This window comes from Secundilactobacillus muriivasis (assembly GCF_054785195.1).
The window spans coordinates 25,020-36,472 of sequence record NZ_BAABMI010000014.1 but is presented as its reverse complement, the minus strand read 5'-3'; the positions used below and the strand labels follow the sequence as shown (position 1 = coordinate 36,472).

11 protein-coding genes are annotated in these 11,453 nt (G+C 49.6%); 3 read left to right on the top strand and 8 right to left on the bottom strand.

The genetic code is table 11. The annotated features are described in order from the left end of the window. Nucleotides 1–158: 158 nt before the first annotated feature. A complete protein-coding gene (locus ACYVR3_RS03925) occupies nt 159–797 on the bottom strand; it encodes a YoaK family protein (protein WP_461243216.1) in 639 nt (212 codons plus the stop codon). Between the two features lie 74 nt (nt 798–871). Beyond that, nucleotides 872–1,759 carry an alpha/beta hydrolase gene (locus ACYVR3_RS03920; RefSeq protein ID WP_461243215.1) on the bottom strand — a complete coding sequence of 296 codons (888 nt, stop codon included), beginning with the start codon at nt 1,757–1,759 and terminating at the stop codon, nt 872–874. A gap of 243 nt (nt 1,760–2,002) precedes the next feature. On the opposite strand from ACYVR3_RS03920, the gene ACYVR3_RS03915 reads away from it, so the two are divergent. The 3 genes from ACYVR3_RS03915 to ACYVR3_RS03905 all read left to right on the top strand — a co-directional run bounded on the left by ACYVR3_RS03915 (nt 2,003) and on the right by ACYVR3_RS03905 (nt 4,289). After that, on the top strand, nt 2,003–2,434 hold the full coding sequence (locus tag ACYVR3_RS03915) for a helix-turn-helix domain-containing protein (protein WP_054732541.1): 432 nt from the start codon (nt 2,003–2,005) through the stop codon (nt 2,432–2,434). A 66-nt stretch (nt 2,435–2,500) separates the two neighbouring features. Further along, nucleotides 2,501–3,346: an SAM-dependent methyltransferase gene (locus tag ACYVR3_RS03910; protein WP_461243213.1), complete on the top strand. Its 846-nt coding sequence runs from the start codon at nt 2,501–2,503 to the stop codon at nt 3,344–3,346. A gap of 19 nt (nt 3,347–3,365) precedes the next feature. Then, nucleotides 3,366–4,289, top strand: coding sequence for a LysR family transcriptional regulator (locus tag ACYVR3_RS03905; RefSeq protein WP_461243212.1), 924 nt, complete (start codon nt 3,366–3,368; stop codon nt 4,287–4,289). A 427-nt stretch (nt 4,290–4,716) separates the two neighbouring features. On the opposite strand, the gene aroD is transcribed toward ACYVR3_RS03905, so the two are convergent. The 6 genes from aroD to ACYVR3_RS03875 all read right to left on the bottom strand — a co-directional run bounded on the left by aroD (nt 4,717) and on the right by ACYVR3_RS03875 (nt 10,872). Next, the gene (aroD, locus tag ACYVR3_RS03900) at nt 4,717–5,478 is read right to left on the bottom strand and encodes a type I 3-dehydroquinate dehydratase (RefSeq protein WP_461243214.1); all 762 of its coding nucleotides are present in this window, start codon (nt 5,476–5,478) and stop codon (nt 4,717–4,719) included. A gap of 20 nt (nt 5,479–5,498) precedes the next feature. Further along, complete coding sequence (locus tag ACYVR3_RS03895; protein ID WP_054732534.1) at nt 5,499–6,377, bottom strand: shikimate dehydrogenase; 879 nt, start codon at nt 6,375–6,377, stop codon at nt 5,499–5,501. A gap of 31 nt (nt 6,378–6,408) precedes the next feature. After that, nucleotides 6,409–7,668: an MFS transporter gene (locus ACYVR3_RS03890; protein ID WP_461243211.1), complete on the bottom strand. Its 1,260-nt coding sequence runs from the start codon at nt 7,666–7,668 to the stop codon at nt 6,409–6,411. A 206-nt stretch (nt 7,669–7,874) separates the two neighbouring features. Next, complete coding sequence (aroB, locus tag ACYVR3_RS03885; protein WP_461243210.1) at nt 7,875–8,957, bottom strand: 3-dehydroquinate synthase; 1,083 nt, start codon at nt 8,955–8,957, stop codon at nt 7,875–7,877. Between the two features lie 4 nt (nt 8,958–8,961). Continuing rightward, the gene (gene aroF / locus ACYVR3_RS03880) at nt 8,962–9,978 is read right to left on the bottom strand and encodes a 3-deoxy-7-phosphoheptulonate synthase (protein ID WP_461243209.1); all 1,017 of its coding nucleotides are present in this window, start codon (nt 9,976–9,978) and stop codon (nt 8,962–8,964) included. 12 nt (nt 9,979–9,990) lie between these two features. Further along, nucleotides 9,991–10,872 carry a shikimate dehydrogenase gene (locus tag ACYVR3_RS03875; protein ID WP_461243208.1) on the bottom strand — a complete coding sequence of 294 codons (882 nt, stop codon included), beginning with the start codon at nt 10,870–10,872 and terminating at the stop codon, nt 9,991–9,993. Nucleotides 10,873–11,453 lie beyond the last annotated feature (581 nt).

Here is an 11,453-nt window from a genome sequence, read left to right as displayed (position 1 = left end):
ACGGCGTTCCAGCCCAAATTTTCTGACCGACCGGTTGTGCCCACAATATCACCCATGATTAACGCGCCAACGAAGCCAAATTTCACAAACCTCGCACACTATCACCGGACACAAGCGTAAACAAAAAGACCCAACAATTCGTTGAGTCTCCAATGTCATTACACACGTTCTTTCGACAGCCAAATGCCAATTAATCCCAGCGCATTAATCACTAGACACAGCCAAAGAATCAGTTTCGTGCTGACCCAAGTACAGACCATTGCAGAAATGTACGCACCGAAGATGAACATCAGCATGATCAACCCAGTCCAGACAAACCGATGCTTTGCTTTTTGGTCGTGGCCATAAAGCCATAAATACAACGCCGTCATGAGATTTTTCGTATTCCCCGTCATGATGCCATTATTAATGGCTGAGCCCTTAACTTGCCGGAAAGTGGTCAGTTCATACCCGGATAGCCAACCTAAGATTACAATTAGCACATAGGGATTAAACCAGTTTTGCCCGACCGCAACGACCAGCAGAATTGCCACAACCAGTAACATCAACCGGCTGTACCGTTCGCGCATGGTCGGCCGTTCGTTTAACGCCGTCAGCATACTTTGTGCCATAAGACAGCCCAACGCAAATCCCAACCACACGGGAATATTGACCCAAGCACGGGAAATGCCACCATCAAACAGCTTCACCGCAAACACGATCATGTTCCCCGTTTGGGCGCTCGCAAACACCGCGTCATGCGCGATGTAGGTGTAGGCGTCGATGGCCCCCATGGTAAACGTCGCTAAAAACGTGATCCAACTGTATTCATACTTTGATTTAGAAATCGGACTCCCCTCCGTTTCACATCAAACTAATCTCATTTTATCACTTATTTAAAATACCGGGCCAGGAACGCCGTCACCGTCTGCCGGTACAACTTCGGGTTATGCGCAAAGGATTTGGCATGGGCCGCGCCCTTCACCAGCACTAACTGCTTGGGGCCATCATCCGCTCGGTACAGCGGGTAAACCATCCGCGTTGGCACAAACGTATCGGCAGTCCCGTGAATGAACAGCATCGGCTTATGGTTTTTCGCCACCTGCTTGAGCGCACTGGCCTGCTTAAACGAATAACCGTTTTTCAGTTTATTGATCTCACTCACGACCGGCACCAACGGATATTCCGGTAAATTATACATGGATTTCGCTTGGTATTTAATTTCATCATACACACTCGTATAACCGCAATCTTCAATGAAGGCTTTCACCTGCGATGGCGTCTTCTCGCCACTGATCATCATTGTCGTGGCGCCACCCATGCTGACACCGAAGACGACGATTTGGGAGTCCTGACCGTTTCGCCGAATCACTTGATGGATCCACTTGAGGTAGTCGAGGCGGTCCGGCCAGCCATAGCCGGTATAATTCCCCTGACTCTGACCATTTCCCCGATCATCCGGCAACAGCACGTTATAACCAAGTTCATGAAATAATCCCGCATACTCCGCCATGTGGGCACTACTCCCGCCAAAGCCGTGCGCGATGACGATGGTCTTTTTGGTGGTCTTCGCTGCGGGTACGTAATTCGCCACCAGTTTCAAATGATCGGTCGCCGAGGTTTCGTGCCATACCAGCTTCTTCGTGCCGGCGTACCAGGTCTTTTCCTTATAAAGCGGGTCACTCTTCTTGACTGCCGTTGTGTTATGGATAAACGACTTCTTGCCTCTCGCAACCGCCATATTATAGAAATAATAGCCCGCTGCACCGATTCCGATCATGGCCACCAAGATGACGATGATGACCCCCGTTAACCAATGTTTTGTTCGTTTTGTCACGCTGTTTTCGCTCCTCTTCTTATGCCGTTATTTGCAATAGTAGAAATTATGGCGGTCATCACGAAATCTGTCAACTCAACTCATCTAAAACAACTTAGCGATACTTTCCCATCGTTAACGTCCCACAACCGTCGCCGAACGCGCTATAATAGTAGTAATATCTAGCTATTATAAGGAGCGATGTGCATGTTTTCCGAACGACTTCGGGCGCTGCGCCGTGGTCAGGATTTAACGCTGGACCAACTGGCAACCGCCTTAAACCAACAATTTAAACCTGATGAGGACCACCTGAACACGCCGGCACAGATCGGTAACTGGGAACGTGGCATCCGGGTGCCTTCCTTTATGGAGGTTCGTAAACTCGCTGAATTCTTTGACGTCACCATGGACTACCTAGCCGGCAAAGCCGAACGAGACGATTACGATCTCAGCCGCCTCTTCCTATCTGGCAAGCAATTGACGTTTAACCACCAACCACTCACCTCAGAAGATAGTTACGAGTTATTCCAACTTCTCGATGGTTACATGCACGGTAAAGAACGCCGGCACAGTGACCAACCTCACAGCCAACAAGAATCATTGGAACTCGATCTTGGAAACCCATCACAAAACAATTAACCTAGCACGTGGCGTTTAAACCGGTTGAGCCGGTCGAAATGACACGTGTTTTTTGGAGGCCGTAATATGAATCCGAAACAAAAACGTAAACTACTCAAACGAGCGAAGCAACAACCCGCTAAACCCACCAGTTACATCGCAGCATTGCAACGTTACGCCCAACAGTTCAATGACTATCCGCAGGTCAAGCTTCTCATCAATAACGCCTTGACTGCCGACCACGCACTCGCCGCTGGTCGCCTACCACAGACGTTGCCGGAGCTGCTATTACCAGATAACATTCAGGATACGATTTTCAAAACGTTGAACCAAACCTACCCAGCCGGTGATCCTCAAGGTGACAAGTTATGGAACCAACTCACCCAAGCACTCCCCGACCTCGATGCGAAACTGCGAGGCTTCCGGGACTATTTGGAAGACACCTATGGCATGTGGGCCTACATCTCTGCTCCAGTTGCGAAGGACTTAGCCGCCTTCATCAACGGCCGGCCAACGCTAGAAGTCATGGCGGGCAACGGCTACGTCTCTAAAGGCTTACGCGATAACCACCAAACCGTCATCGCCACCGACAGCAAGGACTGGACCAAGGAAAACGAAACCGGCCGGCATCCAGTAACTGAAATCGAACCCCTATCCGCCAGCGAAGCCTTCGCCAAATACCGTGACCAAGTTGACGTCATCGTCATGGCTTGGTCTCCAGATGGCCTGCCAATCGACTGGGAACTGCTTCAACAGATTCGCACTGCTGACAAAAATTACGACTTCATCGTGATTGGTGAAAAATACGGTGCAACGAATTCGAAGGTGTTCTGGGATAACGCAACGTTGTTGGATAATTCAGACGTAACCGCCCTTAATAAACACTACTTACCGTTTGATTTAATTCACGACCGCGTCTACCTCGTGGAATAATCCGCAAAGGAGGATCGTCATGAACCTACGCCATCTCCAATTTTTTCAAGAACTCGCACGAACGCAACACATGTCCAAAGCGGCCGAAAATCTCGGTATTTCTCAGCCATCGCTAAGTTACGCTATCAGTAAACTTGAGCAGGAACTCGGGGTACCGTTGGTGGAACCAGATGGTCGCAACATTAAACTGACGGCATTTGGTAAAACTTACCTGAACTACATTAATGACGGTTTGAATAGCCTTGCGCAAGGTAACGTTGCCATTCAGCAACTTAACGATCCCAAAAGCGGCCACGTTCGACTGGGGTTCACCTATACGATGGGCCAACGGTTAGTGCCGGAACTGATGCAGCAGTTCACTCAGCAGCCTGATAATGAACGCATCAGCTTTCAACTTGGTCAGGACACCACGGAACACCTATTGGAAAAACTAGCCGATGATCAATTTGACTTGGTTCTGGCCTCCTATGCCGACCAGGTTCACGGCCAAGCCACCAAGGAACGGTTCCAGTTCACCCCCATCGTCAAACAAGCCATCAAACTCGCCGTCCCAGTCAATCATCCGCTAGCGACTAAACCCACCATCAAATTACGCGACATCGCGCCATACGACCTCATCATGTTTTCGCAAAAAAGTGGCTTGCGGCCCTTGATCGACCGTATCCTAAAGCAAGCTGAGTTGACCCCGAAAATCAAATACGAGATTGAAGAAGATCACACCATCATCGGCCTAGTGCAGTACGGCATGGGCATCGCGCTAGTACCTAACCTACCGCAACTCGACCAAAGCCAAGTCATCCTCCGCGAAATCACGGATAACCCACTTAACCATGAGCTCTTCCTCATCACGCGCAAACAACACTTCTTAACACCGGCTGTCCAGCGCTTTGACACCTTTATCCGACAATACTGTAAGCAGCACTTTGCGCATCAGAAATTATGATTTGTAGCGGCCTTAACGACTATCGTTGAGGCTGCTTTTTGTCGTTTGTGTCTAGCGATAGTGTGCGGAGCGAGACGGGTTGAGAGCGTAGTGTAAGGGTACTTCGGTGAAAGCGCCCGGGTCTGGCGGTTTTATCGAAGTGCACTTACATGCAGCTCTCAGTCTCGCGCAGCACCATTCGGCGTGGTGGCCAGAAAGCGCGTGGTTAACAAGTTTCTACAACTTCAGGAACCTTGGAAATAACAGTTTAAGTGGCGCCGAATTTTGTGGCCTGAGAGTGCCGGTTTTTATGCGGCTTTGGCGAGCGAAGCGACGACAAACAGCCGACACTCAAAACTGCACCCAACACTTACGCTGGACACAAACGACAGTCAAAAAAGCGCAGCTACCCGACCGAAACGGTCAGGTAGCTGCGCTTTTCGTCATGCTAACTTAATTTCAAATCGTCTAATTCGCCCTTCAGATGCGTTAACGCAATCTGTCCCGGTGCTGAAGCAGCGCCGACCGTGGCGAAGCTGACAACGGAACCGACGAGTTCGCCGGCCATGCGGGTCACCTTACCAAGGTCGCCCATGGACATGGTGATGATGGGCTGTGCTAACGCTTGGTTAGCGTGGTGCGTTGCTGCTAACAACGTCAGCACATCGTCAACCGATTGGGGCATCACGGCAACTTTGAGGACGTCTGCCCTCAAATCAGCCATATCACCTAACCGCCGAATGAGTTCGGCCTCGGTTGGGGTTTGGTCAAAGTCGTGGTTACTCATCACGATAGCAACTTGCTTGGCGTGGGCCTGAGTCACTAATGCCTCGATTCGGCCCTCATCATGGTAGCGTTCGAGATCCAACGCATCCGTAAAGTTGCCGTTGATCACCGTAGCACAGATTTGGAAGTAATCCTCATCTGGCAACGCCAATTCGCCGCCCTCTTGCTTCGTCCGGAACGTTGTCAGCAACGCCACGTCCCCTAAAACGTCACGCAACTGTGCCCCAACGCGTTGCAGCGCCAGCGCATCTTGAACGTCATCGAAGAAGTCGATCCGCCATTCCACTAAGTCTGGCTTGGCGGCAACCGCATCCGCTGCCTGGCCTAAAATCGCCTTTGCCGTTCGACCCGTTACCGGTACTGCCAACTTTGGTCGGCCACTACCGAGGACCGTTTGTCGTAATGTTACCGTCTGTTTAACCACCACGTTTGTCGCCCCTTACCTTATTTGTCTTCGCTAAATAAAATGTCATGGATGTAGTCGACTGGCATATCCTCACCAGTCCACAGTTTGAAGGCCGCAGCCCCTTGTTCAAGCATCATGCCCAAACCGTTAAAGACGTGGTCCACGTGACCAGCTTCAGCTACTTCCATCAGCTTCGTTGTCCGTGGCGCGTAAACCGTATCGTACACGATCAGGTCTTTACGAAACCAACTTGGGTCGCTGATCAGTGTTTGCCCTTCCAATGGGTTCATGCCGACGCTGGTTGAATCACAGTAGATGAAGGCATCCGCCAATTGCGCCTTGAAGTCGTCTTGGTCTTCCAAATGGTGTAACGTGGCCTTACAATCGGTCTTTTCGTTAATGATATCAACGTTGCGTTGAGCATTTTCCAAGAATTCATCGTCCCGGTTAAAAATCGCCATTTCCTTAACACCGTCAAATGCCGCTTGGATGGCAATCGCCGTCCCCGCGCCACCGGCACCGCTCAAGACCATTTTTTGGCCGCGAATGTTGAGGTTTTCGTCATCTAAGGACTGCATGAATCCCACGCCGTCAGTGGTGTAGCCAGTCAAAACGCCGTTGTCGTTCACAATGGTGTTAACTGCCCCAATCATTTCAGCCGTTGGATCCAACTTATCCAATAGTGGAATAACGGTTTGCTTGTTTGGCATCGAAATGTTGGAACCGCGCATGTCTAACGCCCGGATCGAATCAATGGCCTTAGGCAACGTCTTATCGTCGACTTCGAAAGCTAAGTAAGCGTAGTTCAAGCCTAACTTTTCAAATGAATGGTTGTGCATGGTTGGTGACATGGAATGGCGAATGGGGTAAGCCATTAAGCCGATTAAAATGGTGTGTCCGTCTAATTGATTTAACATAAGTTTGCGCTCCTTGATGAATGTATTTGATTTAAGCAACTTCTTCTGTGACTGAAACGTGACTCTTCTTGAAGATCAGGATCACGCATAAACTGCAGACGATACCGATGGCGGCGATGAACACGTCGAACCACATGATACTGTGAACACTGGTTTTGGAAAGCACCCCGGTCACGATTGGAATCGTGAAGGAGGATAAGGCACCGGCCATGTTGTAGATCCCGGTGATCCGGCCCTTGGCCTTTGGAAAGGCGATCCCCATGATGGTCATCCCCATCTGCATAACGCCACTTGCAGCGGAGGCACCGATAACAAATGACCCAACTAACATGATAGGAAGAACCGGTGTGCTGGCCATTAATAATAGCGTGATGAATGAAATAGTGGTATCCAGCAACATGAACCAGGCTGGCTTGAGGACCCGTTCTACTAGGATGACCGTTAATAACACGCCGCTGATCGACCCGATACTGTAGATACTAACGAGCAACCGCGCGTGGGTCATGTCCAAGTTCACAACGTCTTTGCCGTACTGGGTCAACCATTGACTGATGAGGTAGAACGTCGACATTGAAACGTAGCCGAAGATGGTGAGTACGATGCCCAACGCCCACTGACTACCGGTTAATGGTTGCTTAGGTTCAGCTGGATTAGCCGCAGCCGCTTCAACTGGCGTTTGACCAGCTTGCTTGGCGGCCAACTTAGCGGCCCGTTTCGCTTTGTGGGCGGCCATATCAGGAAATTCACGGTTCCATAGGAAGATAAAGTTGGCGGCTAATAGGACGGCACAAACTGAGAATGACCAGCCGTACCACAGGTCAAAGTGTTCCAAACTAGCAACGAAGATTGGTAAAATCAGTTCGCCAACTGACACGAAGGCCTTGATCAAAATGTTGGCAGATGCTTGCTTGCGGGGGAACAATTCCATCAATGCGGGATAAGTCCCGGTATCTAAGAATGAGTTGGCCATGCCAGCTAAGATGCCGAAGAAGTAAGCTTCATACATATTCTTCGAAATTAAGATCCCCACGAAAAACAGGGCGTATGTAACGACGCCGATTTTAACCATAAAGCGCCGACCCATGCGGTCTGAAATTTCACCGCCGAGATATAACACAATTAACCGACCAATGCCTAATGACGAGATGACGTAAGCAACGCCAGCATCGCCAACGTGCCATTCTTTACCTAATACGATCATGTTCTGCGCCAGAATCACAATGGCCATTCCGTGAACCAAGTAGTTCAGGTACAGACAAATCGCTGTTTTCATTCGTTCCGCATGGGACATTTTGATCACCTACACTTTTCTGATTGGTTTGCCGTAACGCACAAAAATTCTGAGCGTCCTTTATCTCAGAATCTTCGCGCTTTGAACTCATCTGACCGGCCGTCATTCCCGTAACGGTCGGTCGTTAACGCTACATTCCCGGGCAGCGTTAACGGGTGTTGCCATGACTGACAGCTGTCAGCCCTCATTTTTGATTAACACTTAACTTACTCGGCATCACGAGTTGGTAACTTTAAAAACGATGCAATGTCGTCACTTGGCACCGACGTAATTTCAGGTTCGCCAATGGCTTTAAGTGACACGAGGTTCAAATGCCCGTGGCGGTTCTTCTTATCGTTCTTAACCTTGTCCAATACTTTAGTAGAGGTTAACAACGGTGAGGTCGTTGGTAAGCCAACCGCCTCGGAACGCGCCTTGATTTGGGCGGTAATGCCCGCTTCGGCTCGACCAGCATCTTCAAAGATTTGCATCAACGCAATCATCCCGATGCTGACGGCTTCACCATGTCGTAAGCCACCATCGGCTAACGCTTCAACCGCATGGCCAATGGTATGGCCGAAGTTTAGCAGTTGACGTTGACCGCTTTCGGTTTCATCCGCCATGACCACGTTGGCCTTGTACTGGATCGACCGAGCACTGAGCTCAGGCGAATGTGCCATGATGTCGGCAGGTGAATTGATCGTTTCGATCAGTTGCCAGAATTCACCACCTTTCAAAGCTGCCGTCTTCACGATTTCACCGTACCCTTCAACGAGATCCCGTTGGGTCAACGTTTTCAGGGTATCTGGATCGACGATAACGAGGTCTGGTTCGTAAAATGCCCCGATGATGTTCTTGATGGTATCTAGATCAACGGCCGTCTTGCCGCCCACCGAACTGTCAACTTGTGCCAGTAACGATGTGGGGATCTGAATGAGGCTGATACCACGCATGTAACTTGCTGCTAGGAAGCCAGCTAAGTCACCAGTTACGCCACCACCTAAGGCAATCACGCCATCATCGCGGTTAAAGGCGTCTTTGGCCATTTCACGTGCCAAATCAGCTAACACCGTCAGTGATTTGGACGCCTCACCAGCTGGAAAGTCGTAACAGTGAACGGTAAAGCCAGCCTCAGTCAACGAAGCGGCTACCCGTTCTTGATACAGCGGTGCGACGTTGTCGTCACTCACTAACGCAATTTTACGTGGTGACCACTGTTCAGCTACTAGTGTTCCGACTTGAGCTAACAAGCCGCGGTCGATTTTAACTTGGTACTGTTTTTCGGGTAATGTCACCGAAATTTCTGTCATGTGATTAACGCCCCGCTTCCGCTTGTTCACTCTTCATGCCCGTCAACAATTCCCGAATGGCCAAAGCCTTTTCTGCCATATCAGCGTATTCGTTAGGCTTCAAGGCTTGAGGACCATCTGAGAAGGCGTGTTCTGGATCATCGTGAATTTCAACCACTAAGCCTGACGCACCAGCAGCGGTACCAGCCAAGGCCAATGGGGTAACGAATTCCGTGTGACCAGCAGCATGACTTGGGTCGATGATCACTGGGTAGTGGGTCAATTTTTGCATCACTGGCACGATGCTAACGTCCATGGTGTTACGCGTGTACTTGTTATCAAACGTCCGGATACCCCGTTCGGCAATCATGATGTTGTGGTTGCCACCAGCGGCGATGTATTCCGTTGCGTTCAACACGTCATCGATCGTGGCAGACATCCCGCGCTTCAACATGACTGGGATGTTGGTCTTGCCAACGGCTTTCAACAGTGAGAAGTTTTGCATGTTACGCGCGCCAATTTGGAAGATGTCGGTGTACTTAGCGACCATCTTGACGTGTTCGTCATCCATGACTTCGGTGAGGACGTCCATGCCGTATTTGTCAGCGGCTTGACGAAGGTATTTCAACCCATCTTCGCCTAAGCCTTGGAAGGAGTATGGTGAGGTCCGTGGCTTGAAGGCGCCACCCCGGAGAATCGTCGCACCGCTGGCTTTAGCAACAGCAGCCATCTTGGTGACGTGTTCCAATGATTCAACGGAACATGGCCCAGCCATCAAGGTGAAGTGATCCCCACCGATCACGCTGTGTGCCGTCCGGATCACCGTGTCTTCTGGGTGGAATTGACGACTGCCTTGAACAGCGGCTGGCACGTCTTCGATGATTTCGTCAGCGGCGGCTAATTCAACGTCGTTTAAGTCGTCACGCGTGATGCCTTGAACAGCAACCCGGTTATGGTGAACAAAGATATCATGGGTGCCTTCGAAGTGGTTCTTCAGTTCTGCAATGGTGGTGTTATCAGTTGGTTTAAGTACAATAATCATATTTCTCATCCTCTATTCTTTAATTTGGGTTTTGGTTTCATTCTCTAAATACTGGTGAACAACTTGCTTCACTTGACTAACTGGCATCCGTTGATTAGTCCAGCGGGTCAACGCTCCCGCTGCTTGATGGACCAACATTCCGATACCGTTGGTGGTTTGACACCCCTGCGCTTGTGCTTGCTTTAAAAACGAGGTTTCAAGCGGGGCATAAATCACATCTGCAACAACTTGACCTTGATGGAGTTGCCGCATGGCCGATGAACTCAGTGGCAATCGTTCATCAGTCCCCATGCCGACGTTGGTCGTGTTCACAACCACATCCGCTTGGGCGATTCGACGATTCATCTCGGCCTCGTCTTCATAGGACTGAACCGTGATATGAGATGACCAACTCGTTAACCGACGTTGGATGGCGTCGAACGTTGCGTTAGACCGTTTAAACACGGTAACCGTTGCGCCCGCAGTCGCACAGGCTTCAATGATGGCTCGGCCGGCACCGCCAGCACCGAGCACCACGACTTGCTTATTGGTAACTGTCACCCCTTCATCTCGTAACGCGTTTAGGAAGCCTTCGCCATCCGTGCTGTCCCCAACGAGGTGGCCGTCCCGGTTGACCACCGTATTCACGGCTTTTAACTGTTTAGCAACCGGCGTGAGTTCATCGAGATACGGGATAATACTTTCCTTGTAGGGCATCGAGACGTTGATACCCGTAATGATGTTCGCCCGCATCGCTCGAATCACATCTTCTAAGTGCTCTGGTTCAATTTCGGCCGCCAGGTAAACGCTATTGATGTGAAGCGCTTGGAAGCTAGTGTTGTGAATCAGCGGTGATAAACTGTGCTTCGCTGGATCCGCAATGAATTCGTATAAACTTGTGTGTCCGTCAAACAATCCGTAGCCTCCTTAGTCGCTCAAAATCTACCGTCGTGATACTGGCCATAAAAAAATCCCGCAGTGTGATTAACACTGCGGGAAGTTAAAAGTTCAACTCATTAACAACGGTCCAAATATTTTGGCCGTGCCACACAGTGTTTTTGAAGCTTAGCTGTGTGACCGGCATTTATCATGCTGAAAAACTATTGGCCGCACAGATTGTGGATGGGTGTCCGCAACCTGTGAGGGTGTGAACACTACTTTAGCCAATAGTAACTAAATCGATTTAATTGTCGGTTTAATGCTTTCAAATTCAGATTCATGATAAGGACTCCTAAAACTTTATTAGATTTTGATTGTCTCTGACTTTAAACTATTAGAATTCATCTGTCAACCGCTAATCAAATTTTAATTTAGAAGAGACACGCTTAATCCCTTACGTACCAAGGGATTTGAAATCATAGAATTTTTTTAATTTTTTATAGAGATTGTCTATCTAAGCGACTCTCATCATCGTTTTATCAGTTTCACATTAATCAGTGATAGCTTCACGTCACCCTTGGTACTCATCACTCAAAGTTACCGCTACCATTCCGCAC